The sequence below is a fragment of the Novosphingobium mississippiense genome (genome assembly GCF_044029535.1).
Classification (GTDB): domain Bacteria; phylum Pseudomonadota; class Alphaproteobacteria; order Sphingomonadales; family Sphingomonadaceae; genus Novosphingobium.
Map to the genome: position 1 here is coordinate 1,266,953 of NZ_CP147003.1, position 23,862 is coordinate 1,290,814.

Consider the following 23,862-nt stretch of genomic DNA (forward strand, 5'->3'; position numbering starts at 1 on the left):
CTTAAAGTGCGCAGATATACAGGAGGATATTGCCATGCCGGGAACACGGCCCGCAGGCGTCGATGCAGTCTACTTTGCCGATTGCGCCGCCTGTTCGTTTTTCGATCAGGTCGCCAACAAATGGTCGGTGATGATCCTCACCACGCTCAGCGAACGGCCCACCCGCTTCAACGAGTTCATGCGGCGGCTGGAAGGCATCACCCACAAGGCGTTGACGCAGGCCCTGCGGCGGTTGGAGCGCAACGGCCTGATTGCGCGCAAGGTGCTGGCGACATCACCTGTCGCGGTCGAGTACTCGATCACCGATCTGGGCCGAACACTGCAGGTTCCGTTTAGCGCCGTTTATGACTGGGCCATCGAACATCTGCCGCAGATCGAGCTGGCAAAAGAAAGCTACGACGCAAAATTGGAAGCGTGAGTCCCAAGCCCATCCGGCAGAAGTGCGGCAGGCACCGCATCCGGCGCCTGCCGCACTTGGCCCATCAGATCGCCATACCACCCGAGACCTCGATGCGCTGAGCGTTGACCCAGCGATTGTCCTCGGAGAGCAGGGACGCGATCATCGGCCCGATGTCATCCGGTTGACCCGTGCGGCCAAGTGCCGTCATGTCGGCAATGCGCTTGTTGAGGTCCGGATTGTCACGGACCACCCCGCCGCTGAAATCGGTGGCGATGGCCCCCGGGGCAACCACGTTGACAGCGATCCGACGCGGCGCCAGTTCCTTCGCCAGATACTTGGTCAGCACTTCGACAGCCCCCTTCATCGCGCCGTAAGGGCCGCTCTCCGGAACGATGATACGCGTCAGGCCGGAAGAGATGTTGACGATGCGGCCACCGTCCCTGATCAGCGGCAGCAGCGTTTGCGTCAGGAAGAACACACCCTTGAAATGGACGTTGTAGAGCGCATCCAGTTCGGCTTCGGTGGTCTTCTCGATGCTGTTGTGATGCGATGTGCCCGCATTGTTCACCAGGAAGTCGAACTGATCGCGGCCCCAGATTTCCTGCAGTCGCTGCCTCAGTTCGCCGGCGAATTGAGCGAATGTCTCGACTGAGCCGGTGTCGAGTTGCAGTGCAGTCGCCTTGCCGCCCATGGCTTCGATGGCGGCGACGACCTTCTGGGCTTCGTCTGCGCGCGCATTGTAGGTGATCACGACATCGACGCCCCTCCGGGCGAGACTTTCGGCAGTGTTGCGGCCAAGCCCGCGGCTGCCGCCGGTGATCAGAGCGATTTGGGATGTTTGGCTGGTCATTGTCGTCCTCCTTCAGTGGATTGACGCCAATTTATTCCGACGGCAGGAAGAAACAATTTTAGTATTATGCCAACCCTGTTCCAAAAAGGCGAACAATGGATAAGCTGGACAGCATGCGCCTGCTCGTACGCGTCGTGGAACGGCGAAGCTTCAGCGCCGCCGCCTCAGACCTGCGGATTCCGCGTTCCACCGCAACCACCGCGATGAAGCAATTCGAGGAGCGGCTCGGCGTGCGCCTTCTGCAAAGAACCACCAGGCAGGTCACGCCGACGTTGGAAGGCGAAATCCATTACCGCCGATGCAAGGCGATCCTAGCTGAAATCGAGGATGCTGAAGCGGCGCTCATCGGCTCGGAAATCCGCGGACTGCTGCGCGTCAGCGTCCACGGACCGACCGCGCGAACTTTCATCCTGCCAGAGTTACCAGCCTTCCTGGCGCGTCATCCCGGCCTGACCCTGTTCCTTGGCGAAGGTGACCGGTTCGTCGATATCGTGCGAGAAGGGTATGACTGCGTGATACGCGGCGGCGAGGTGGCGGACAGTGACATGATCGTCAGGCGCCTCGGCGTTGCCAAAGATGTAACGCTGGCCAGCAGTGCCTATCTCGCGCAGCGCGGCATCCCGCGCACGCTCGATGAACTGGAGGGGCACGAGATGATCGGCTTTGCCTCGTCACGCACAGGCCAGGTCTTGCCACTTGAGTTTATGGTCGCTGGCGACCTCCGCTATCGGACCTTGCCTCACCGCGTCAGCGTGACCGACAGCGAGAGCTACGCCGCCCTGGCTCGCTTGGGTTTTGGCCTCATCCAGGTCCCCCGCTATCGCTATGAGCAAGACATCGCCGCAGGCACGCTGGTGGAACTGATGCCCCAGCACCCGCCTGCATCCACACCGATCTCGGTCCTCTATCCCAGGAACCGACAACTCTCGCCCCGCGTGCGCATTTTCATCGATTGGTTGGTCGATATCATTGCGCCGAAGTTGTGATTTGCTCGCATGGATCGTGGGGAAATGCGGATTCCAGGATGAAGGGCCGTCGTTACCAACAAATATTCAATTCACGACTACAGCGCCAATCCCCTCACCGGCGCTGTATTCATCCGTTCCTTATCTTTCCCCGGTGGAGCGCCGAACAGGCGCCGATATTCGCGGCTGAATTTGGAGTGGGTTTCATAGCTGCCCAAGCCAAGCCGGGATGCGAAACGTTGCTATGATAGTTGTGCTCGGTCTCGATTGCGAAGTGGCACTGCTCCATGTCTTCGATCAGGTGCAGGCGCAGCAGGCTGTTGGGGGCGATGGAAATGGGCTGGATCACCGCTCGGCAGGAGCCGAATGCTCGGCCTCCCGCCCGCGACGCTTAATTCCCAGCTAATCCCCGATGGGTGGGACAGACTAGCCGATTACGCCCCCGGTGTGGTGGTCATGGGCATGATCCTTCTGTGATCGGATTTGCTCTTATGGGTGGCTCTAGACGCTAGCGCGCCTTTCGATCGCGGTCCGTCCGAACATGATCTGACGAAGCATTGGGCGGGCCAGGAACCGGCTGGGGAAGATCGGCGCGACCCGACTGGCCTGGTCAAGCCGCTCGACCTGCGCCTCGGTCAGGATGACATCCAGCCCGCCGAGATTGTCTTCAAGCTGCGCGGCTGTCCGGGCACCGAGGATCGGCGCTGTGCAAGCCGGCTGGCGCAGCAGCCAGGCGATCGCCACCTGGGAGGGAGTCGCCCCGATTTCGGCGGCGACCTCGCGCACCAGCGCACCGAGCGCGATCGCGTCGCCCGTCAGGTGTCCCGACGAGGCGATCACGCCTTTACGCGTTCCTGCGACCTCCGCCTGCTCGTCGTCCGCGACATCCTCCGGCCCATATTTGCCGGTGAGTACGCCGCCTCCAAGCGGCGACCAGGGCAGCACGCCCAAGCCCATGGCCTCTGCCATAGGCACGAGTTCGTGCTCGACGGTGCGCTCGACCAGGCTCCACTCTATTTGCAATGCCACGAGCGGCGCCCACGCGCGCAGGGAGGCCAGGGTCTGCATTTCGGCGATGCGCCAGGCAGGGGTGTTGGAGATGCCAAGGTAGACGACCTTGCCCGAAGACACGAGATCGTCGAGCCCGCGCATGACTTCGTCCGCCGCCGTCGTGGCGTCCCAGCCGTGCAGAAAGAGAAGGTCGATACGATCGGTGTTTAGCTGGCGCAGACTCTGCTCGACCGAGCGAAGCATGTTCAGGCGGTGATTGCCACCTGCATTGGGATTGCCCGGCTCACGTGTCATCGTGAACTTGGTAGCCAGGACGACGCGCTCGCGCTTGTCGCGCAGGAACCCTCCCAGAATCCGCTCGGAAGCGCCGTCTGTGTAGTTGACGGCGCTGTCGACCAGATTGCCGCCCCGGTCGACGTAAAGGTCAAACTGCCGACGCGCTTCGTCCTGATCGGCGCCCCAACCCCAATCGGCGCCAAAGGTCATCGTGCCAAGCGCGAGAGGCGAAACACGCAGGCCTGATCGTCCGAGTAGGCGATATCGGTCGAGCGAAAGTGGGGTCATCGCACATCTCCATTTTTACCGGCGCCGCGTGACGCCCTGTCGTTGAGCGGGATATGTGACGAACTTATTGGACAGACAATTTGCCCATAACTTACTTCTATGGTAAGAAAATCTTACATATGACCACCGACCTTGCTGGTATGCCGGCCTTCGTAGCCGTCGCCGAAACGCGGAACTTCCGCGTCGCAGCCGAACGACTTGGCGTGACCCGATCCGCTGTCAGCCAGTCTGTTCGTGCACTCGAGAACCGGATCGGCACAGCGCTCGTGCATCGGACCACGCGAAGCGTCGGCCTGACCGAGGCGGGGCAGGCATTGTACAGCCGCGTAGCGCCGGCGATCAGTGAAGTCGCGGCCGCCATCGATGCCGCCAGCGACCGGGACGCGCGCCCGACGGGGCGGTTGCGCGTCGCTGTCTCCTCGATCGCGGAGGCATTTCTCTCCGGAACGCTGATCGCTGAATTCGTCGAAGCCTATCCCGGCGTTCAGCTGGACGTAACGGTCACCGACGAGGAATTCGACATCGTCGCGCGCGGCTTCGACGCCGGCGTCCGCCTGGGTGAAGTTCTGGCCCAGGACGTCATCGCCGTGCCTGTGTCGGGTGACCAGCGGCAAATGGTCGTCGGTGCGCAGTCCTATATCGCGCGATGGGGGGCGCCCCGGCATCCACGAGACCTGACTGATCACCGGTGCATCGGCTGGCGCCCCGCCCCCGACGTGGCCCCCTATCGCTGGGACTTCAGCGAGAATGGGCGGACGTTCGATGTGGACGTGCGGCCGCGGGTGACAACCAATGACATGGGCCTGATGCTACGCACCGCGCGCGCCGGCGCAGGACTGACCTTTGGCGTGGAGGAGACGTTCCGCCCCTATCTCGATAGCGGCGATCTGATTGCGCTGCTCGAGGAATATTGCCCGCCGTTTCCCGGCTTCTTTCTGTATTTCCCAGATCGGCGCAACCTCGCGCCCAAACTGCGGGCGCTGGTCGATCATGTCCGTCTCCACCGTCGCGGCTACCACTTCTGAACCGGCAAGCTTGAGGCCCTTGGAAGGCCCGGGTCCCAGGTTGCGGAAAGGGTAGAGCCATCGCTGGCTCTACCCTGCTCCGTATTGTCACCCACAAGCCTGATATGCCGCGAGATAGTAGGCAGGGGAATTGCCCAACGCCTTGTTGAACATCGAAGTGAACGCGCTGACGGCTCGTCGCCGATAACGACATGCTTCGCCAACCCACTGTCCGTAGACAATCCCTGCATCTGCGCTTTCAGCCGTGGCGGCAAGGCGGCCAGTTTCGGTCGGCCTAAAAAACTGCCGGAGCTTTTTTCAGGAGAACCGGGCTGAGTGGAGCGGGATCAAGGCTGGGGCTTTAAGCCGACTGTCTCATGTTGTTTCGCGAGTTTCCTCAGGTCATCTGCGTACAATTCCGGTGCCTCCCATGCCGGGAAATGTCCGCCGCGAGGAAAGACCGTATAGCTCTGCACGTTGTAAAGGCGCTCTGCTCGCTCGCGCGGCGCGAGAGCTAGGTCATGGGGCCACATCGCGACGGTGGTCGGCGCGTGTACGAAGTCATCCTCGCGGAGCGGCGGCCGCAGGCGTGTAGCCTCGTAATAATAGCGGATGGATGATCCGATTGTGTTGGTCATCCAATAAATGGTGAGATTGTCCGCCAGTGCCTCTAGCGGCCAGATCGACAGAAGATCGTCGCCGCAATCCGTCCACGCGCGAAATTTCTCCAGGATCCAGGAGGCGAGTCCGACTGGACTGTCGGCGAGCCCGAAGGCTAGCGTCTGGGGGCGCGAGCTTTGGATCGCTTGGTATCCACCATCCTCGCGGCCCCATGCCAGGAGGCGCGCGTCATATTCCATCTCCGGCCGCGTCAGAGGCGGGTCATTTGCTGGTAACGGCTTGGGCGCGATGGCGGAAACATGAACGGCTAGCGCGTGCTGGGGATGGCGAAGGGCGATACGCGTCGCAAGCCCGGACCCGATATCGGTGCCTGCGACGACGAAGTTCTCATATCCCAGCAGGGCCATCAGTCTGGGATAGAGCTCGACGGGATCCGCGCCGTAGGGGCGGCGGGTTGGTCGGTCTGAATAGCCGAAGCCGGGCATGGTGGGAATGACGACATCGAACGCCGGCGATCCAGCCGTCAGCATCGGCGCAAGCCGCTGGAATTCGATGAAGCTGGAGGGCCATCCGTTCATGAGGAGAAGCGGCGTCGGCCTTGTTGTCTCGCTGCGGAAGTGAAGGAAATGCAGGCCGAGTCCGTCGATCGTCGTGTGAAAATGAGGGAGCCCGTTCAGGTAATCACGTCGTTCGGCCCAGTTATAGCTATTGTGCCAAAAATCGATGAAGCGACTAAGGAAGCTACGCTCGGTGCCCATCGTCCAGTCTTCGCTTACAGCATCCGCCCAGCGTGTTCGCGCTAGGCGCACCTGCAGATCTGCTACCTGTTCTGCATCATAGGGTATTTGAAACGGCTCAATCATGGGAGATTCCCTGCCTAAGGCGAGCGCCACTATGTCTTAGACCACCCAATAGCGGACTAGACCGTCGCCACCAACAGCCTCTTCTGGACGGGGACGGGGACGGGGACGGGGACGGGGACGGGGACGGGGACGGGGACGGGGACGGGGACGGGGACGGAGACCTGAACGAAAACCTACAAGTCGAGCCAACACGCCGTTTGAGGACGACTGGCAGCTTTTATTGCCCCCGACGGCCCGTTCCGACCTGAACGAGTGACCGCTTCCGAGCAATGAAACGCGCCCTTGTACGGCGAAAATGGGCGCATCTCGGTCGATTCCGGAGCCGACCCTTTGTTGTCGTTCAGGAGCTGCGACCAGGGCCACGCTGATGTCCTCGGGATAGCTCTCGATCGCCATGCGCAGCGCCTGGCCCAGCTTGTAACAGCGCAGTGCGGTGGGAATCGGAAACTGGAGCACACCGACCTGCAGCGGCACGATGCGCGGCGAAGCCTCATCGCTTCCCCAACCCGCCGCGCCATGCGGCAGGAGGACTGATAGCGGAGAAAAAATCCCGTGATCGAGCGGTTTGTCGCGGAAGGTGCTCATGTCGAACTCGTCAGTCACGAGCGAGCGGGTGATGTGGCGCGAAAGATCCGCGTGCCCCTGGATCGGCGGCACGGGGCGCGGTCCACCACCTTCGTCTGCGACCTGATAGGTCTCGTCGACGCCCAGACAAAACGTGGAATAATGATCGAAGAAGAACGAGGTTATGTGGTCGTTATAGACCATCAGCAGGACGTCGGGACGCTTGTCCTCAACCCATTGCCGGATCGGCATATAGGCATCGAAGATCGGTTTCCACGCCGGATCATCCTGCTTTTGCGCGTCCTGCGCAAAACCGATCGTCGGCGTATGCGATGTGGCGATTGCGCCGATAATACGAGCCAAAGCTCCAAGCTCCCGTTTACATGAACGCGAAGATTGGATCATCACGGGGAGTTCCCCGAGCCGCGCGAAATGACAAGCGCCCAGCGCAGTCAGTTCAGGATCATCCAATCTCCACGTCGGTCTTCCGGCCCGGCATCGAATCCAAACCGCCGATGGTTTCGATGTGTCCTTCGCGGCCGTGCGAGTACATGGCGAGATCGCCGCAGGATTTGCACAAAACGACAAAATCAGCACGTTGACGGTTCAGTTCCGCATGGATGCCGTAAATGATATCCTTCAGAGGTATTGGCCGTCCGTTGCCTCGCGGCTAATGATCAGGGAAACGATCGATTTCGGCCTCGAAGACACTATGCAGTCCCTTCCCAGCCCCCGCCAACTGACCTGCTTCATCACTATCGTGCGCGAAGGTTCGATAGGTGGTGCCGCAAAAGCGCTATCTCTAACTCAGCCCGCAGTTTCGCGGACTCTGGCCGATCTCGAGGCGTTATTGCGCGTGAAGCTGCTCGACCGCTCCAGGACGGGCATTAATCTCACGCCGGCCGGCGAAACGTTCCTGCGTTATGCCTCCTCCAGCACCACAGCGCTCGAACAAGGGCTAGAAAAGCTCGCGCAAATTCGGAGTAATGACCCGCGAGCCGTCCATTTCGGCATTCTTCCCACCGCCGAACCCGATCTCGCGCCCCGGGCTGTAGCCGAGTTCAAGAACCTGCACCCCGAAGTGCCGGTCACGGTCACTCCCGGCACAAACTCGCTGCTTTCAAGGCTGCTGCGCAACGGCGAACTCGATTTCGTGATCGGGCGTCAACCCGCCACAGATGAAATGACGTCCCTTCAATTCGAACCCATCTTCACCGAGGAACAGATCGCCGTCGTCTGCCCTGGGCACCCACTGATCGAAAGCTATAAAGGCGGAGCCCTCGCCGAGATCGATGCGTTTCCGTTCATCTTTCCTCCCACTGGCACGGCCGTACGGCGCAGCGCCGAGAGGATGCTGATCGCCGCCGGCGCGTCGCGCATGTCGAATTTCGTCGAAACAAGCTCGGACCAGTTCGCCATGGCATTCGCCAACCTGACCAGCGCCGTCTGGATTGCACCGCGCGGGTCGGTGTTAACCCATCTGGAGCAGGGAACCCTCGTTGCCCTACCAATCGATGGTTCGGCGACGCGCGGTATGATCGGCATAACCCGGCAAAGCGACGTGCCACTTTCGCCACTGGCCACCGAGCTTTGCCGGATCATACGAAAAATCGCGCCCGATACATAGCTAATCTGTTATCTGTCGCCCTACTTTTGCATTAGCCCGATGGGCCTGCGCAAAGGTACATATCAGCATATCCGGGCACGCGCCTCGGTTCAGCCGTCGTACTGCTTTGCGCCGCTGAACCCAACCGCGCAGATCGCCCCGACAGCCAAAAATGGCGCACGCATTGGGTGAGTTGTGATGCTGAATGGTCAGTGGGAAATGCTAGACGAATCCAACCCGGTCGTACCTCGGTACGCCGTCTACGGGGATACTCGGGCAACGTCGGATTGGCAGATCAATGCCGAACCGTTGGATAAGCGATGCCGTGAGCGGGGATGGACAATTGCTGCGCACACTCATCCCAGGATGACCCAACTCGTCTATTGCACAACAGGTCATGGTGAGATCACGCTCGATGGAGAAGCCATCGATTTCTCTTCAAATTGTGTGATGATCGTCCCTCCACACCGCATCCACGGCTTTCGCTACCACAGTTCAGCGAGTGGATGGGTGGTCACCATCGAAAGCCATTTCCTCGAAGCCCTCCTCGGCAGAGCCCCTCAATTGCGACCCGTGTTGGAAAACGCAGGGGTATTCCGCCTGCCCGAAGCGTTGCGACAGGAACTTTCCTCTACGTTGATGCAGCTGGTGCAGGAAACCGCCATTTCAACTCCTGATGGACTTCTTGGAGCTGAAATCCGGTTGCTGGGTATCCTTCTGCTTATGTTGCGTCACTGGCCGATGAACGACTTCAGTCCGACACACCGAAGCAGCCGGTCTATTCTGGTAGATCGATATTATGATGTGATCGAAGACCGATATCGTAGCCAGCCGACGGTCACGCAACTTGCTGCGGAACTTCGGGTTAGCGAAACACAGCTTAGGCAATCGTGTGTTAGCGTTACGGGTATGTCGCCGAGCAAGATCCTCCACGATCGCGTACTGGCAGAATCCAAACGGTGCCTCGCCTATTCGACGCTCAGCGTTGGCCAGGTGTCGGACGCACTCGGGTTTTCCGACATTTCATACTTTTCGCGCTTCTTCAAAAAGCACACCTCGCTATCGCCCACTATGTACAGATCGTCGCGTCGATTGTTTTCTGAGACAGCGTTCACTCGTGGTGGTCGCGGCATGACGTAGCTTCACTGCAATCCGTCGAAAAGGATGTCTAAGTGTCAGCGGCGCTCCGGCTTCTCAATGACGACGGTGCTCGCTTCCTGCCCCCCGCCGGGAAAGCGTCAGAGACCCAACCTTGCGAAAGTTGCCGCAGTGCCCGTCTGAATGCGATTGGACGGCATCCGGCGACGTCGATATCATCGGTGGTCATTCCAATGAGGACGTCTGACCAGCAGGTTGCTCATGCTAAAGTTGACCTCGCGAGCTGCTATGCAACGCCGCCAAAGTGTCGCCGCGATCCTTCGACATCCTTCGCTATGAAAAGCGTGGTCGAGGACGCATTTACTGAACGCTCCAGACGCGAATATCTGAAACGTTTGGACACCGGTTTCTGACCTGTTTAACTCACCACTCCATTCCGGCGTTATGAAGGCATAAGCCGTCCCCAATATCGGTCACACAATCACCGCCGAGAGGCCAGTTTTTCGCGCAAGAAATCGATGAACCGCTGGGTCTTGGCCGGTAGCAGCCGGGTTTCCGTCAAAGCATAAACCGGCATTGCTTTGCTCTGCCAATCCGGCAAGATCCGCTGCAATTGTCCGGCGGCGGTTTCATCTGCGACAATTTCCTCAGGCACGAGAATTATGCCCATGCCCAAGGTCGAGAGGCGCTTGATCATGCCCACGTTGTTGAGGTGAAAGCGGCCCCCGACAGGCACTTCGTGCACCTTCTCGTTGGAAACCAGCGTCCAGCGGCCTGCCCTGATCATCCCCATGCATTCGTGCTGCGAGAGATCGTCCGGCTCCCTGGGCTCCCCGCGCTCGGCAAGATAGCGGGGCGATGCGTAAAGCCGGGATTGAAGCACCGCGAGGGGCCTCGCGATCAGATGTGAATCCTCCGGTTCCCCCATTCGCACGACTACGTCGATGGGTTCGCTGACAAGGTCGATCCGGCGCGGAGACAGGTCGATGTCGAAAGTGATTCCCGGATAGAGCCTGGCGAACTCCGCGACCAGCGGTGCGAGGTAGGTCACTGCGAAATCGACCGGGAACGACGCCCTGAGGATGCCCGTCGGCTGCGCCAGCATCTCGCCCAGTTCGACGTGTGCAAGGCGAGCCTCCTCAACGATCCGCTTGCTGCGCTCGAAATAGACCTGGCCCGCTTCGGTGAGTTCGATCCGCCGCGTCGTGCGATGGAGCAGCCGCAGGCCAAGCGCCTTTTCCAGCACGCTGATCCGACGGGAAACCGTGGAATTGGGCATGCCGAGAACATCGGCAGCTCCGCGAAAGCTCTTCGCTTTCACCACTTCCACGAACAGCGCCATGTCATCCAGATGGCCCATGCCGATTGCTCCATTCATGGATCAATGTTCTCCATGATGACGGCTTTATCCCAAGCGAAAGGATGCCGATAGTGCTCTCGAGCAAACTCAAACGGAGTTCCACCGTGAGCACACTTTTCGAATCCGTCCGCCTTGGCCGCTACGACCTTTCCAACCGACTGGTCATGGCGCCGATGACCCGCAGCCGGGCCAACCTCGATGGGACGCCGGGCGATCTTTCACCGGAATACTACAGCCAGCGTGCCGATGTTGGACTGGTCGTGACCGAGGGCGTCCAGCCTTCCGAGGATGGCCAGGGCTACATGGCGACGCCCGGGATCTATACGCCCGAGCATATCGCGGCCTGGCGCAAGACCACCGATGCAGTTCATTCCAAGGGTGGCCGCATCTTCCTTCAGTTGATGCACGCAGGGCGCATGTCGCACCCCGACAATACGCCGCACCACCGGCAGGGTGTCGCGCCGTCGGCCATTGCGCCCGGCGCACAGATGTTCACGCCAACCGGCCTTCAGGATGCGCCGACGCCGCGAGCGCTGACTTCTGATGAAGTGGTCCAGACGGTCGCCGATTTCGCTCACGCAGCCCGCTCCGCCGTCGAGGCAGGCGCTGACGGCGTCGAGATTCATGGCGCCAACGCCTACCTGATCCAGCAGTTCTTCGCCCCCAGCGCGAACCAGCGCGATGATCGATACGGTGGTTCGATCGAGAACCGTGCGCGCTTTGCCATCGAAGTAGCCACGGCGATTGCAGAAGCGATCGGCGGCGATCGCACCGGCATCCGCCTGTCGCCTGGCACGCCGCTCTGGGGTATCGACGAGGGACCGGAAGGCGCAGACCTCTATCGCTATCTGGTCGCTGAGCTCGAAAAGCTGGGCCTCGCCTACTTGCACATCATGGATCAGGGTAACGAAGCCCTGCTTGCGGATCTTCGCCGCCTTTGGAGCGGCAAGCTGATCGTGAACCGCCCCGGCCGAACGCGGGATGCCATCGGCGCCGATCTCGCTTCGGGCCTCGCCGACCTTGAAGCCTATGGGCAGATAATCCTCGCCAACCCCGATTTTGTCGAGCGTCTGAGGACCGGCGCCCCGTTCAACGAGGCCGATCGCATGACCTTCTTCGGCGGCACCGAAAAGGGCTACACCGATTATCCGGCACTCGCGGACTGAGGAACGGGCCATGACGACACTCCTCGCCATGCAGCATGTCAATCTCGGCCTGCACTTTCGCGCCCGTGTGCTGCGCGGCGAGGAGGCGCGGATCGCGCCTTTCATCGGCGTCGATCACGCGTGGATGGCGGGCCCGACGTTCCCGCCGCATCGGCATGAAGCCATCGCGGCAATCTCCTACGTCTTCAGCGATTCCGAGACGGCCATCACGAACCGGGACTCGCTGGGCAACCACAATTGCATCGAACCTGGTGGCCTGCACTGGATGACGGCAGGCAGCGGCGTCGTGCATGAGGAGGTGCCGGCAGAGAGCGGCCGAACCGTCCACTCTCTGCAGATATTCGTCGCGCTGCCGCGCGCCGCAAGCCAAGGCACACCTTCGGCGACCAGTCTCACCGCGAGCGAGATCCCAATCATCCAACGACCTGGCGCAACGATCCGTGTCGCAATGGGGAGATTCGACGGTGTACAGTCTCCGCTTGCGCCGCCCACTCCCGTGACGATGCTCGACATCGCACTTGAGGCAGGTGCTGAACTGGCATTGCCGTTGCCGGCGGGCGAAATGGCATTCTTGTTGCCCGTGACCGGCCCCATCACCGTCGATGGCCGGGCAATCGATCCCGAGAGCCCCGGCGCTCCGTTCTACGCTGCAAAAGCCGGTGAACGATCCGCTCGTCTTAGTGCCGGGAATGCGCCCGCGCGGATCATGCTGTTCACCGGCGATCCGGCCTCAACTCCCTGAAATCCTATCCATCTATCCAAGAAGGAGTACGATCATGACTTTCGAACGCTTCACTGGAGACACCGCCGCGATGCTTCTGATTGACCACCAGGTCGGAACCATGGGGTGGGTCAAGTCGCTTCCGTTTGAAGAGATGAAGCGCAACGCCCTTATGCTCGCCAATACCGCACGCATTCTCAAGATGCCGGTCGTGCTGACATCGAGCATGGAGGACTATGCGCAAGGACCCTTGCTGTCCGAACTGGAAGCGATCCTGCCCGATGCCTTTGCCAGCCGCGTCAAGAGGCTGGGCATAGTCAACGCCATGGACGATCCAAACTTTGCCGAAGCCGTGCGCGCAACTGGTCGTCGCAAGCTGATCATCGCAGGCGTAACCAACGACGTCTGCACGGTGTACCCGGCGCTCACGCTGGTAGGTCAGGGTTACGATGTGCAGGTTATCGCGGATGCCGGCGGCTCACCGAGCCAGATCGGCGACGACATGGCGCTGCGCCGGATGGAAAAGGGCGGCGTGACGCTTTCGAGCACCAACCAAGCCATTGCGGAGTTGGCAGGAGACTGGAGTACGCCCGAAGGCACTGCGATCGTGCAGGAAGTCGTGATGCCCACGCTGACGGCGTGACCTCATCTGGCAGGCAAGAAGTGCCCCTTGCCTGCCGGGTGCCCAGAGGGAGAGACAAGAAGATGGATACCGAACAGGCCCGCGTGCTGGATTTCTGGTTCCGCGAACTCACGCCGGCCGATTGGTTCGGAGCTGCCGAGACCCTTGATCCCATCGTGCGTAGTCGATTTGGCGAGCTTCATCGGCAAGCATTCGAAGGATGTCTCGAGGACTGGGCTGAAAATCCGCTTGGCAGGCTCGCGCTAATCATCGTTCTCGACCAATTCTCCCGACACATCTTCCGGGGAACCGCCGATGCATTCGCCTCGGATGGCCGCGCCCAGAAACTGGCAGTGGACGGTGTCGAGGAAGGCATCGATGAACAACTCTCGTTCGCCCAGCGGCATTTCTTTTACATGCCGCTCATGCATGCAGAGGATCCCGCGCTTCAACGGCTAAGCGTGGAGTGCTTTGCGCGTCTCCAGGCCTTCGCAGACCAACTCCTCGGCTTTGCGAAGTCCCATCAGGAGGAAGTGCGACGCTTCGGTCGCTTCCCTCACCGTAACGCGGCATTGGGCCGGGGCGATACAGATGCTGAGAGCGCATTCATGCGGACGAAATAGGCGGCATTTCTCAGATCTAAATCCGCAAGGCGGCAGCCGATTGAGGAGCCGGACACTGGAAACCTTCTCTGTCCGGTTGAGCCAAGGGCGGTCGCTCACCGCCACGCTCGGGGACGCGGCATCGTCCCCAACGCGGCCTTTCATTCCAACGATGGCGGCGATGTCGCGCTGCCGACAGAATCAGACGATCAATCCCAGATCCAAGAACGACCGCTCTAACGGATACTGGACATTCGCAAGGCTGGCTCGTCACGCCCGGACATTGCTTGCGCAAGTCCGGTGTCCTCGAGCATCCGTCGGTAGAGTGTAAGCGGATAAAGGCGCAGTCCCGCATTTTCCAACAGCATGGCGCACCGGCGTATATTCGCGGCCAACATGCGATCCTTTGGCCGCAGGTGGGATGCCGAGATCCTTTGGGCCGCGGCGAGCCAGGACAGCAGGGCGAGTTCGTGATCGCCGACGAAGATCGTCTTTGGTTCGTGGATCACAAACCCATTGCTTCTGGCCAATTGGCGCAGCGCCGCGAAGGTTTGCGCATCACTGCCGGTGAGCAGAAGATCGTCTTCGCCGCGCAAGATCGCCAGCACCTGGCGCTCGATGCGTGGGCGGCGCCGCAAAAATCGGCTGCTGTAACTCATGTACATCCCCTCAGCGCATGAAGAACTCGACCGGCACGACCAGTTCGATGCTTTCGCCCTTCACGTCCTCGGGCGGTTTCGGCAGCGGCTGCGCGCGCTTCGGCAGAGCCAGCGCCGCCTGATCGAGCGAGCGAATGCCGGAGGATCGCTCCAGCGAGACCGAGAGAATTTTGCCCTGCCGGTCCATCGTGAAGCGGATGTAGGGCACGCCCTGCTGCCGCGCGAAATGCGCATCACGCGGGTAACGTTTCACTTTGTCCAGTGCGGCGAGCACCATGCCCTGCCAGGTCGGTTTACCGCTCGACATCTGCGGGGCCGGCGGCGCGGGCTTGCTGACGGGCGCGGTGGTCTCCTTGATTGGCGGGCCCGGATCGGGCGGAGTGGGAAGGGCAGGCGGCGCTGCGGCCACGATGTTGGTGCTGGGAAGGACGATCTTCAGCGTTTCGATCGCGGGCTGATCCGGCTGGGGGACAGGCTTGTCCTTCTTGACCTGTTCGGGACCCGACGGGACCTCCCGGACCGGCTCTGGTGGGGCTGCAGGCGGCGCGACGTTGACGACCGTGAGCGTCGCTTGCGGCGGCGGGGCGGTGTAGGTCTGCCACGTCAGGAACAGGCCGGCGAGAATCGCAAGGCCCACCCCGCTCGTACCGCCAAACCCGATCAAACGCGTGCCGAGGGACGCAGGCTGCTCGGCGTAGCGGGGAGAAGCAACGGCGGGTTCGGGCACGAACGGCTCGGAAGGGATATGGGGCCGCGGACGTGCGGCGAGAGAAGTGATCATGGCGGTCATCCGGCGCGCAGGGCAAGCATGGCGAGCCCACAAGGCAGGCCGAAAACGAAAAGCCAGAGCCAGGCACGCGCCGGACTGCGGGCATGGAACACCGCCATCGAGACGGCTGCAAAAACCGCAAAACTGGCTAGCGTCGCCCCGGTAACGGCCTCCACCGCATCGACGCCGAGACGTATCATCAGGCGTGAGGCGGCGACCGTCAGCAGCGACGTCAGCGCATAGGCGCCCAGCGTTCCGGCCAGCACTCGGGCGGTCGTAGACCAGCGCGTGGATGCGGGTGCCTTCATCGCCGCACCTGGCGCATGATCCGCTCCCGGTTGGTCTGCACGGTGACGACGGCAAGGCTGGCAAGCGTCAGCCATCCGAACCAGACGACTGCGCCATAGCCCCAACCCAGCCGCGACCCGGCATGCAGGAAGGCAAAAGCCAGCAGGCCAAAGCCGGTCCAGCGCAAGCCGCGAGAGACCGGAGCGGCCAATTTGCGCCGCAGCCAGTCCTGCTGGTGCCGCACCATGGCCATGAGCAGCAGGGCAAAGCCGCCAAGGCAGATGATGAAGACAACAACGTGAGTCATGCCATGATCTCCGTCCCGGTCCGTGTACGACGCGGCGGAGCCTTCGCCTTGCGGGCCGCGAGGCGCCATGCGGCAAACGCCAGCAGACCCGCGGCAACGAACATCATCAGATCGAAGCCGACAAAGACCCAGTCACCTGCGCTCAAGCTCGGCACCAGCCCGCGCGTAGTGGTGAGCGAGTTGACGAGCGGAACCAGCGCGTAGAGCGCGGCGGATACCGCCAGCATCTCGATCCAGGCCCGTGCTGCTGGCCGTGCCAGCGACCAGGCGACGACGCCGCCCCATACCAGGAACAGGCAATCGATCTCCCATTCATCACGCAACGCGACGCCCAGCGGCAACAGGCGATTGGCGAGGAAGTAGGCGGCGATCCCGGCGACGGGGCCTACCATCATCGCGATGTTGAGCCGTTCCACCAGCCGGAAGCCGAAGTGCGGCCGGGCCGGATCGGGAAGGCGCTGCCGCCGCTTGACGGTCCACAGGACGAGGCCTGTGCCTACCATCGCCGTGCCCAGCGCTCCCGAAACGAAATAGAGCCAGCGTAAGCCTGTCTCCGCAAATGTGCCGAGGTGAAGCAGGATCATCACGTCCTGCGTCGCCCGAGCGCCACCCTCTGTCGCGGCGCGATAAAGCAGCCGCCCATCGGTTGCGGACAGGATCAGACGCGGGCTGGGACGCCCGAGCCGGTCACGCAGCGCGTAGGCCGAAGCGGTGGCATTGGCGTCGCCGGGATGGTCGATCGAAAGGCCGCCAAGATGCCCGCCGCCCCACAAGGCTTCCGCCTTTTCGGCCAGCACTGGTAGGGGCAGCATGGCCCCGGTCCGGCCGGACGCCGGAAATTCCGGGGCATCGGGATAGGCCGCCGCGTTGAACGCCTTGCGGGCTGGAAACTGCGCATCGAGCGCCCAAGGCATGATTGTGAAAAGCAGCGCTGCAAGCCCGGCATAAGTGATCATCAGATGGAACGGCAGGGCCAGCACCGCCGTTACGTTGTGGCTGTCGAGCCAGCTCCGTTGGCCTTTCCAGAACCGCAACGTGAAGAAATCGGCGAAGATCTTCTTGTGCGTCACCACACCGGACAGGATCGCCACCAGCATCGCCAACGCCGCGATCGATACGAGACTGCGCGCCCAGATGCGCGGCATCGCGTAGAGGTCGTAATGGAAGCGATAGAGGAAATTCCCGCCTTGCGTCTCGCGTACGGTGATCGCTCGCCCCGTGGCGGGATCGAGCGTGGCCTTGCCTTCGGCCGCTTCGCCGCCTTCCCACGAGACGCGTACGACTTGTCCGCCCCGCGCGGGCAGCGACAGGTTCCACTCCTGCGCGCCGGTTGCCCGATCACGCAGGAGTGTGTCGGCCGCTGCGAGCGTCGGAAATGACGGCGACCGAGATGAAGCGGACGCGGACATTTCCGGTCGCATCCAGCGCGAAATCTCCTGCTGGAAATAGGCGGTCGTCCCGAACAGGAAGATCAGGAACAGCAGCCAGCCCGGCAGCAGCCCCACCCAGGTGTGGAGTGCTGCCATCGACTGGCGAAAGCCTTGGGATTTCGCGCCGGACATCGCCTCAGTAATTCCCGCGCAGGGTCACCATGAAGTTGCGCGGATTGCCATAAGTCGCCGCGCTGCTGGTGGAGACGCGGTAGGTCTCGTTGGCAAGGTTGTCGATGTAGACGCCGAGCGTCAGATGTCGGTTGATATCGTAATCGGCGCTGGCGCCGATCACCGCGTAGCCCTTGCGCAAGTCGCTGTTGCCGAACACCCGGACGCCGCCCCCCACGCGCAGACCTTCGAGCGCGCCGGGAAGCTGATAGGTGGTCCACAGCCGTGCCGAGTGCTTGGGCGCCCAGAGCAGGATCGGCGCGCCGTCGTCTTCCTTGTTCTTGGTGACGTTGAAGGTGTAGCCTGCGGAAATCTGCCAGTTCTGCGTGAGAGCGCCTTTCAGTTCGGCATCGAAGCCCTTGCTGGTCTGCAGCTTCGCAACGCGCTGCATGTAAGTGGTGCCATAGCCGGGGATGACGACCTGCCCCTGCTCCTCGTCGTTCACGTAGACGTTGTTCTTCTCGATGTAGAAGACCGAAACCGCCGCCTGAAGCGCGCCGCCGGCAAGGTCTCCCTTCACGCCTGCTTCGTAGTTGCGGCCAGTGGTCGGCTTGTCGGAATAGGTGATCTTGGTCGGATCTTCGTTCCACTGACCGATCGGTACGATGTTCTGCATCGGCTCGAAGATTTCCGAGTAGCTGGCGTAAGCCGTCCAATCGCGTGAGAAGTCGTAAATCGCGGCGGCGTAGGGTACGAACTTGCCGATGGACTGGTCGCGAAAGTTGTCGTTGCGGCTGTAGCGGCCGCCGACGATCAGCTTGATGGGATCGGCAAGGTGCATGCCCAGCGTGCCCCAGAAGCCGTAGCGCGTCGTATCCCAGCCGTTCTCGCCGTAGACGCTGCCCCATTCACCGTAATTGGTCCAAGTCGCGATCTCGGCCTTGGTTGGCTTCGCGTAGCGGTAGTAGGTTAGGTATTCCTCTACCGTGACGCCGGCAATGCCGCCGATGGGATTGGTGGAATTGGCTTGGCTGTGCGACCAGTTGGCACCGACCGCAACATCGTGTTGCTGTCCGAACAGCGTGAACTTGCCCTTGAGGTTGGCGTCCACCATCGTCTGGTTGGCATGGCCGTGCGACATCCAGCGCATGAAGTAGCCGCTGGGCGTTGCCGCGTCCGAATTGATGCCGATGCCGTAATAGCCGTAGAGTTCGTTAGAATCGACTTCGTTGCGGGTGGCGTTGACGGTCAGGTTCCAGTCCGCGCCGAAATCGTGGCTGACCTTGGCGAAGTACTGGAGCGTCTGTGCCTTGTCATAGGCCCATTCGGGCATCCACGAATCCCGCTTGGACAGGATCGGCAAGTTTTCCGGCGTACCCAGACTTCCGCTGCGCCACGCCAGGGTGCGCTCGTACTTCTGGGCGTTGAGATCGTCATAGCTCGCACCGGCGGACAGCGTGGTATCGGGGGTTACGTCCCACTCGATGATGCCGTAGCCGAACTTGTCCTTGGTGTAGGCGCCGGTGAAGTAGGAATCTGCGTCCTGCCAGCCCGCAACCACGCGTGCGCGCAACGTGCCGGATGCGTTGAGCGGGCCGCCCACGTCCAGTTCTGCGCGGTAATTGTCCCAGCTTCCGGCATAGGCCGCGAACTTGATCTGGCGCTCCGCGGTCGGACGCTTGCGCACAAGGTTGACAGTGCCGCTGGCATCGCCGTTGCCCGAATAGAGCCCGTCCGCCCCGCGCATTACCTCTACGTGATCGTAGGCCAGCAAGTTGGGCAGGCCGACGCCGTTGATGATCGACTGCAACCCGTCATGCATGCGCATCGGGCTGCCGCCGTCGATCGTCAGGTTCTGCAGCAGAAACCCGCGTGAGTAGAACACCGGCGTGCGCGTATTGTACGAGGCCACGTAGATGCCCGTCACCTGATCCAGCGCATTGGTGACGGTGGTGATGTTCTTGTCCTCGATCTCCTGCGCGGTCAGCACGGTGACGCTGCGTGGGATTTCGCGAATGCGCTCGGCCGATTTGCCGCCGACTTGTGCGTACTGACCGGCGAGCGACTTGGTGCCTTCGGTCATGGTGAGAGCAAGGTTCGCGCCATCGGTTCCGGTGCCTGCCACGGTCTCGTTGCCGCCCTCAACGCGGACTGGGCCAAGCTGGGTGGCACCGTCCGCCACTTGCGGTGCGCGTTCGATCGTGAAAGTGCGCGGCGCGGTCTGGCGGAAGGTCAAGCCTGTTCCGGCCAACAAGCGGGACAGCGCCTCGGTCGAGCCGAAGCTGCCTTTAAGGCCGCTGGTCGAAATGCCCTGCGTCAGCGGAGCATCGTAGATCAGCTCGATCCGCGCCTGCCGTGCAAGCTGGTTGAGCGCAGCGGGAAGCGGGCCGGCGGCAATGTCGTAGGTAACCGCAGTTTGGGCCGAGGCCATCCCTGGAACGGCGGCGATGCCGATAGAGAGCGTGGTGGTGGTCAACAGGCCAAGGGCAAGGCTGCGGGCCGCCGATCGGACAGGGCGGCGCAGACGGTTCGAATTCACGGAAAAACCCCCAAGATCATGAACGAATGGGAGCGCGGATGACGCTATTGCGACGCGCTCTCAAAACTTTGACGTGTGACGGAGGAAGAACGGGACTGCCGAGGGCAGATTTTTTTGTATTTTTTCGCGCGGGCCGCGTCGGAGCGCGGATTCAGCCGTAAATGAAGATCATGCGGTCGGTCAGGCGAACCGACTTCAGGCTCAGTGATCCCTGCAGCTTGGCGACTGCGCCGACCGGATCGTGAACGTTGAACACACCGCTGACGCGCCGCGCGCGTACCTCTTCGCCGACGACCTGGATGAAGCCCGGATGATAGCGGCTCAGTTCGGCAACGACTTCGGACAGCGGTCGGTTCTCGAACGTCAGGAACCCTTGCGTCCAGGCATCCGCATCGGCGACCTTGCCGGCTTCCAGCGGACCGATACCGCGCGTGCCGTCATAAGTGACGCTGCCGCCCTCGCCGATATCGACGGAGTTGCCGCCCGGTGCCGGATAGGCCAGGCGCACACGGTGCTCGGTGACGCTCACCCGCGTAACGTCATCGACCGCGCGCACCAGGAAGCGCGTTCCCAGTGCCGTCGTACTGCCACCGTTCGCCTCGACCGTGAACGGGCGGGCGCGATCGGGGGCCACGGCGAAGGCGGCCTCTCCCTTCAGTAATCGGATCGTCCGGCGGCCGGGCGTATAGTCGAACGCCACGGCGCTTTGGGTATTGAGAAGGATGCGCGAACCGTCCGGCAGATCGATCGTGCGCTGCTCGCCCGTCGCGGTCATGGCATCGGCCTGCAGGCGGGTGGGCACGTCATAGACTTTGCCGACGATCAACAAGCAGAGACTGGCGGCCAGTGCGGTCGGTACCCATCGGCGAACGGGGGCGAGCGTGACCGAAGACGGCATCGGCAAGACGCGATGGGGAGCCAGCGATTCACGAACGTCCGGCGCGACCGTCACGCCACCAAGATCGGACCACACGACTTCCATTTCCGCGAAAGCCTGCGCGTGGCGCGGGTCGGCCGCGAGCCAGGCATCCAGTTCCGCCTCGTCGTTCAGCAACCCACTGTCGCGCTCCGCGAACCAGCGCGCCGCCTCGTCGGCGATCTCGTCAGGAATGGTGTCGTCTGCCATCACCGGCGCGGTTCCTTGGGCTTGCGACATGCCATGGCCATGCCGACGCCTATAAACGGGAGACGTCCGACGTGCGCGGATCGGGACTGTTCGCTGCGAAAAAAGAAAGTCACGCGTCCGTATCATCCTGAAGTCTGGCATGACAATGCCGCACCGCGATGCGTACCTGCTTCGCTACGGCATTGAGCGTTATGCCCAGCCTTTCCGCTACCTCCTGCGCGGGCAGCCCGTCGATGCGCCGAAGCGTGAAGACCTGACGGCAGCGTAACGGCAACTCCTCCAGAGCCGCCTCAAGCCGTTGCAGCCGTTCCCGGTCGACCATTCGGGTTTCGGCAGAAGGGGTATCCGCCGTTACTTCCAATGGCAGTTCGCCGCCGTCGAACAGCTTGCCGTGGCGCGCAGCGGCACGCACATGGTCGGTCGCCAGATTGGTGGCGAGGCGGTAGAGGAATGCCTTCTTGTTGAGGATAGGCGGATCGTCCTCCACCCGCTGGACGCGGAACCACAGGCTTTGCGTCACATCCTCTGCCGCCGGCGCATTGCCGACAATGCGCTGCGCGAGCCGCAGAAGCGAGCGGCGTTCCGTCAACAGCAGACGCGTCAAGGCACTGGCGTTCGATGACATTTTGTGCGCGCTTAGCGATGTTGCGATCAATTCGCAATAAGCGGGAGGCCTATTGTGGCTTAGCAGGTTCCGAGAGGCAGCAGGCGACCCAACCCAGTCGTTCCCATCCGCATCGGTCAACGTCCGGCCTCACCTAAAGCCGTCCATCGGGTTGGTCGAAGCGGACAATCGCCTAACTACCCATTCAAGCCGTCAGCTTGTAGGAACCACGTACCCGAACTCTGCATTCCACATCGGTCTCGGATCAGCTGCTCAAGCGCGGTGACGGCCACGTGCGCCTGTTGGACCTGAAGCCGACAGCGGACTGCTGGGATTACGCCGCATCTCTTGGGTTTTTCCTGATGGCTGTGGCCTCGGTCTTCAAGGATGATCCCCGTGCCGGAAACCGGGGAGATCATGGATGGAAGCAAATCGTCGACAGACGCTTGCGATGTTGGGCGCGCTCATGGCCGCGACGGTTTCGCCCAAGGGCCTCGCCCACACATCGCACGCCCGCCCGAACATCCTCTTCGTGCTCATGGACAACCTGGGTTACGGCGAGCTTGGCGTCTATGGCGGTGGTGAACTGCGCGGCGCGCCTACACCGCGCATCGATCGCCTCGCGGCCGAAGGCATGCGGCTGACCAATTTCAATGTCGAAGCACAATGCACGCCCAGTCGATCAGCCATCCTGACGGGTCGCTTTGCGATCCGATCGGGCACGCATTCGGTGCCTCTTCCCGGTTCTGTGGACGGGTTGACGCAGTGGGAAATAACGCTGGCGGAAACGCTGTCGGACGCCGGCTATGCGACGGGGGCTTTCGGCAAATGGCACCTGGGCAGTTCGCAGGGCCGCCTGCCCAACGACCAGGGATTCGATGAATGGTACGGCATTCCGCGTACCACCGATGAATCGATGTTTCCCTCTCAACCCGGCGCCCGCGCCGCCGGGATCCCCTTCATGCACATCATGGAGGGGCGAAAGGGAGAGCAGAGCCGCGAACTGGAGGTCTACGATCTCGATCAGCGTCGACGGATCGACCAGGAAATCACGCGGCGGACGACGGATTTCATGGAGCGTGCCGTTCGATCGGGAAAGCCGTTCTACGCCTATGTACCTTTCACTCTGGTCCATGTGCCTGCGCTGCCCAGCCAGGACTTCGCAGGTCATACCGGGAATGGAGATTTTGCGGATTGCCTTGCGGAAATGGACGCCAATGTCGGGCAGCTGCTGGACAAGATCGACAGCCTTGGCATCCGCGACAACACGATCGTAGTCTTCACCAGCGACAATGGTCCAGATCCGACATTCCCATCGCAGGGCTCCTCCGGACCCTGGAGCGGCTATTACTTCACGCACATGGAAGGATCGCTGCGCACGCCATTCATCATCCGTTGGCCCGGCCATGTACCGGCGGGCCGCACCTCCAATGAGATCGTCCACTCGGTGGATACGTTCACGACGTTTGCCACCATTGCCGGCGCACGGATCCCGCAGGACCGGGCGATAGACGGCGTCGATCAGACCGCGTTCCTGGAAGGCCGTACCGACACATCGGCCAGGCAAGGTTTCCCCGTTTTCGTCGCCGACCGCATGGAAGCGGTCAAATGGAAGAACTGGAAGCTCGCGTTTTATGAGCAGGAACGGGACTGGTGGTCGGCGCCGACGAAGCTTGGCGTGCCCAAAATCTATGACCTGCTGAACGATCCCAAGGAGGAGTATGGCGCCACGCTAACGCCAAATGGCTGGGTCGGTGGGCCGATGATGAAGATCGTGGCGGATTTCGAAGCCAGCCTCAAACGCTACCCACCAATCGCGCCAGGCACGCCCGATCCGTATTCACCGCCCAAGACGCAGTGATAGTCAGGCTCTAACTGAAAATTCGTAACCTACGATCATTAGAGGCAGTTCAGCGGCGGCGTTCTTATTCTCGCAATTCGAAACCTTCCGGCAGGATCCGACCCGATTCGGTCGCTGCAATCCGCACTGATTAGCGGCTGATCGCACCGGA

The 23,862-nt window shown here is 61.8% G+C and carries 23 protein-coding genes; 10 read left to right on the forward strand and 13 right to left on the reverse strand.

Features of this window, described 5'->3' with window-relative positions:
• The first annotated feature begins 34 nt into the window (after positions 1–34).
• On the forward strand, positions 35–418 hold the full coding sequence (locus WBP06_RS24075) for a winged helix-turn-helix transcriptional regulator (protein WP_395334706.1): 384 nt from the start codon (positions 35–37) through the stop codon (positions 416–418).
• Between the two features lie 64 nt (positions 419–482).
• Here the strand turns inward: WBP06_RS24075 and WBP06_RS24080 are convergent, their stop codons facing one another.
• Positions 483–1,250, reverse strand: a complete 768-nt coding sequence (locus WBP06_RS24080; RefSeq protein ID WP_395334708.1) for an SDR family NAD(P)-dependent oxidoreductase — start codon at positions 1,248–1,250, stop codon at positions 483–485.
• Positions 1,251–1,345: 95 nt separating this feature from the next.
• Here WBP06_RS24080 and WBP06_RS24085 point away from each other — a divergent pair, with 95 nt between their 5' ends.
• A complete protein-coding gene (locus WBP06_RS24085; RefSeq protein WP_395334711.1) occupies positions 1,346–2,236 on the forward strand; it encodes a LysR family transcriptional regulator in 891 nt (296 codons plus the stop codon).
• 480 nt (positions 2,237–2,716) lie between these two features.
• Here WBP06_RS24085 and WBP06_RS24090 read toward each other — a convergent pair whose 3' ends face one another.
• A complete protein-coding gene (locus WBP06_RS24090; RefSeq protein WP_395334713.1) occupies positions 2,717–3,790 on the reverse strand; it encodes an aldo/keto reductase in 1,074 nt (357 codons plus the stop codon).
• Between the two features lie 119 nt (positions 3,791–3,909).
• Between WBP06_RS24090 and WBP06_RS24095 the strand changes: the two genes are divergently transcribed.
• Entirely contained in the window at positions 3,910–4,815 is a 906-nt protein-coding gene (locus tag WBP06_RS24095) for a LysR family transcriptional regulator (protein WP_395334715.1), read from the forward strand.
• Between the two features lie 326 nt (positions 4,816–5,141).
• On the opposite strand, the gene WBP06_RS24100 is transcribed toward WBP06_RS24095, so the two are convergent.
• Positions 5,142–6,278 (reverse strand): epoxide hydrolase family protein, encoded by a 1,137-nt coding sequence (locus tag WBP06_RS24100; protein ID WP_395334717.1) that lies wholly within the window; start codon positions 6,276–6,278, stop codon positions 5,142–5,144.
• Positions 6,279–6,314: 36 nt separating this feature from the next.
• Positions 6,315–7,313 (reverse strand): hypothetical protein, encoded by a 999-nt coding sequence (locus WBP06_RS24105; protein ID WP_395334720.1) that lies wholly within the window; start codon positions 7,311–7,313, stop codon positions 6,315–6,317.
• A gap of 55 nt (positions 7,314–7,368) precedes the next feature.
• On the opposite strand from WBP06_RS24105, the gene WBP06_RS24110 reads away from it, so the two are divergent.
• Positions 7,369–8,469 carry a LysR family transcriptional regulator gene (locus WBP06_RS24110; RefSeq protein ID WP_395334722.1) on the forward strand — a complete coding sequence of 367 codons (1,101 nt, stop codon included), beginning with the start codon at positions 7,369–7,371 and terminating at the stop codon, positions 8,467–8,469.
• A gap of 177 nt (positions 8,470–8,646) precedes the next feature.
• Entirely contained in the window at positions 8,647–9,588 is a 942-nt protein-coding gene (locus WBP06_RS24115; RefSeq protein ID WP_395334724.1) for a helix-turn-helix domain-containing protein, read from the forward strand.
• A 439-nt stretch (positions 9,589–10,027) separates the two neighbouring features.
• Here WBP06_RS24115 and WBP06_RS24120 read toward each other — a convergent pair whose 3' ends face one another.
• Complete coding sequence (locus tag WBP06_RS24120) at positions 10,028–10,924, reverse strand: LysR family transcriptional regulator (RefSeq protein WP_395334726.1); 897 nt, start codon at positions 10,922–10,924, stop codon at positions 10,028–10,030.
• 86 nt (positions 10,925–11,010) lie between these two features.
• Here WBP06_RS24120 and WBP06_RS24125 point away from each other — a divergent pair, with 86 nt between their 5' ends.
• From WBP06_RS24125 to WBP06_RS24140, 4 genes are all read left to right on the forward strand, one after another.
• Complete coding sequence (locus tag WBP06_RS24125; RefSeq protein WP_395334728.1) at positions 11,011–12,072, forward strand: alkene reductase; 1,062 nt, start codon at positions 11,011–11,013, stop codon at positions 12,070–12,072.
• A 10-nt stretch (positions 12,073–12,082) separates the two neighbouring features.
• On the forward strand, positions 12,083–12,814 hold the full coding sequence (locus tag WBP06_RS24130; RefSeq protein WP_395334730.1) for a pirin family protein: 732 nt from the start codon (positions 12,083–12,085) through the stop codon (positions 12,812–12,814).
• 34 nt (positions 12,815–12,848) lie between these two features.
• Complete coding sequence (locus WBP06_RS24135; RefSeq protein ID WP_395334732.1) at positions 12,849–13,436, forward strand: isochorismatase family protein; 588 nt, start codon at positions 12,849–12,851, stop codon at positions 13,434–13,436.
• A 62-nt stretch (positions 13,437–13,498) separates the two neighbouring features.
• Complete coding sequence (locus WBP06_RS24140) at positions 13,499–14,038, forward strand: DUF924 family protein (protein ID WP_395334734.1); 540 nt, start codon at positions 13,499–13,501, stop codon at positions 14,036–14,038.
• Positions 14,039–14,253: 215 nt separating this feature from the next.
• On the opposite strand, the gene WBP06_RS24145 is transcribed toward WBP06_RS24140, so the two are convergent.
• From WBP06_RS24145 to WBP06_RS24180, 8 genes are all read right to left on the reverse strand, one after another.
• Complete coding sequence (locus WBP06_RS24145) at positions 14,254–14,676, reverse strand: hypothetical protein (RefSeq protein ID WP_395334736.1); 423 nt, start codon at positions 14,674–14,676, stop codon at positions 14,254–14,256.
• A 10-nt stretch (positions 14,677–14,686) separates the two neighbouring features.
• A complete protein-coding gene (locus WBP06_RS24150; protein WP_395334738.1) occupies positions 14,687–15,466 on the reverse strand; it encodes an energy transducer TonB in 780 nt (259 codons plus the stop codon).
• Positions 15,463–15,753: a hypothetical protein gene (locus WBP06_RS24155; protein ID WP_395334740.1), complete on the reverse strand. Its 291-nt coding sequence runs from the start codon at positions 15,751–15,753 to the stop codon at positions 15,463–15,465. The genes WBP06_RS24150 and WBP06_RS24155 overlap by 4 nt, the downstream gene beginning before the upstream one ends.
• The gene (locus WBP06_RS24160; RefSeq protein WP_395334742.1) at positions 15,750–16,040 is read right to left on the reverse strand and encodes a DUF3325 domain-containing protein; all 291 of its coding nucleotides are present in this window, start codon (positions 16,038–16,040) and stop codon (positions 15,750–15,752) included. The genes WBP06_RS24155 and WBP06_RS24160 overlap by 4 nt, the downstream gene beginning before the upstream one ends.
• Positions 16,037–17,602, reverse strand: a complete 1,566-nt coding sequence (locus WBP06_RS24165; protein WP_395334744.1) for a PepSY-associated TM helix domain-containing protein — start codon at positions 17,600–17,602, stop codon at positions 16,037–16,039. The genes WBP06_RS24160 and WBP06_RS24165 overlap by 4 nt, the downstream gene beginning before the upstream one ends.
• Before the next feature lie 4 nt (positions 17,603–17,606).
• Positions 17,607–20,120 (reverse strand): TonB-dependent siderophore receptor, encoded by a 2,514-nt coding sequence (locus WBP06_RS24170; protein ID WP_395334747.1) that lies wholly within the window; start codon positions 20,118–20,120, stop codon positions 17,607–17,609.
• A 151-nt stretch (positions 20,121–20,271) separates the two neighbouring features.
• Positions 20,272–21,246: a FecR family protein gene (locus WBP06_RS24175; RefSeq protein ID WP_395334749.1), complete on the reverse strand. Its 975-nt coding sequence runs from the start codon at positions 21,244–21,246 to the stop codon at positions 20,272–20,274.
• Between the two features lie 109 nt (positions 21,247–21,355).
• Positions 21,356–21,871 carry an RNA polymerase sigma factor gene (locus WBP06_RS24180; RefSeq protein WP_395334751.1) on the reverse strand — a complete coding sequence of 172 codons (516 nt, stop codon included), beginning with the start codon at positions 21,869–21,871 and terminating at the stop codon, positions 21,356–21,358.
• A gap of 400 nt (positions 21,872–22,271) precedes the next feature.
• Between WBP06_RS24180 and WBP06_RS24185 the strand changes: the two genes are divergently transcribed.
• Positions 22,272–23,711: an arylsulfatase gene (locus WBP06_RS24185; RefSeq protein WP_395334753.1), complete on the forward strand. Its 1,440-nt coding sequence runs from the start codon at positions 22,272–22,274 to the stop codon at positions 23,709–23,711.
• The last annotated feature ends 151 nt before the right edge of the window (positions 23,712–23,862 follow it).

Bases quoted from the DNA above. Each gene is read 5' to 3' on its own strand.
- WBP06_RS24135 (WP_395334732.1), top strand. From the start codon at position 12,849: ATGACTTTCGAACGCTTCACTGGAGACACCGCCGCGATGCTTCTGATT.
- WBP06_RS24150 (WP_395334738.1), bottom strand. From the start codon at position 15,466: ATGACCGCCATGATCACTTCTCTCGCCGCACGTCCGCGGCCCCATATC.
- WBP06_RS24120 (WP_395334726.1), bottom strand. From the start codon at position 10,924: ATGAATGGAGCAATCGGCATGGGCCATCTGGATGACATGGCGCTGTTC.
- WBP06_RS24155 (WP_395334740.1), bottom strand. From the start codon at position 15,753: ATGAAGGCACCCGCATCCACGCGCTGGTCTACGACCGCCCGAGTGCTG.
- WBP06_RS24175 (WP_395334749.1), bottom strand. From the start codon at position 21,246: ATGGCAGACGACACCATTCCTGACGAGATCGCCGACGAGGCGGCGCGC.
- WBP06_RS24185 (WP_395334753.1), top strand. From the start codon at position 22,272: ATGGAAGCAAATCGTCGACAGACGCTTGCGATGTTGGGCGCGCTCATG.
- WBP06_RS24100 (WP_395334717.1), bottom strand. From the start codon at position 6,278: ATGATTGAGCCGTTTCAAATACCCTATGATGCAGAACAGGTAGCAGAT.
- WBP06_RS24090 (WP_395334713.1), bottom strand. From the start codon at position 3,790: ATGACCCCACTTTCGCTCGACCGATATCGCCTACTCGGACGATCAGGC.
- WBP06_RS24095 (WP_395334715.1), top strand. From the start codon at position 3,910: ATGACCACCGACCTTGCTGGTATGCCGGCCTTCGTAGCCGTCGCCGAA.
- WBP06_RS24165 (WP_395334744.1), bottom strand. From the start codon at position 17,602: ATGTCCGGCGCGAAATCCCAAGGCTTTCGCCAGTCGATGGCAGCACTC.
- WBP06_RS24080 (WP_395334708.1), bottom strand. From the start codon at position 1,250: ATGACCAGCCAAACATCCCAAATCGCTCTGATCACCGGCGGCAGCCGC.
- WBP06_RS24115 (WP_395334724.1), top strand. From the start codon at position 8,647: ATGCTGAATGGTCAGTGGGAAATGCTAGACGAATCCAACCCGGTCGTA.
- WBP06_RS24075 (WP_395334706.1), top strand. From the start codon at position 35: ATGCCGGGAACACGGCCCGCAGGCGTCGATGCAGTCTACTTTGCCGAT.
- WBP06_RS24180 (WP_395334751.1), bottom strand. From the start codon at position 21,871: ATGTCATCGAACGCCAGTGCCTTGACGCGTCTGCTGTTGACGGAACGC.
- WBP06_RS24085 (WP_395334711.1), top strand. From the start codon at position 1,346: ATGGATAAGCTGGACAGCATGCGCCTGCTCGTACGCGTCGTGGAACGG.
- WBP06_RS24160 (WP_395334742.1), bottom strand. From the start codon at position 16,040: ATGACTCACGTTGTTGTCTTCATCATCTGCCTTGGCGGCTTTGCCCTG.
- WBP06_RS24130 (WP_395334730.1), top strand. From the start codon at position 12,083: ATGACGACACTCCTCGCCATGCAGCATGTCAATCTCGGCCTGCACTTT.
- WBP06_RS24145 (WP_395334736.1), bottom strand. From the start codon at position 14,676: ATGAGTTACAGCAGCCGATTTTTGCGGCGCCGCCCACGCATCGAGCGC.
- WBP06_RS24140 (WP_395334734.1), top strand. From the start codon at position 13,499: ATGGATACCGAACAGGCCCGCGTGCTGGATTTCTGGTTCCGCGAACTC.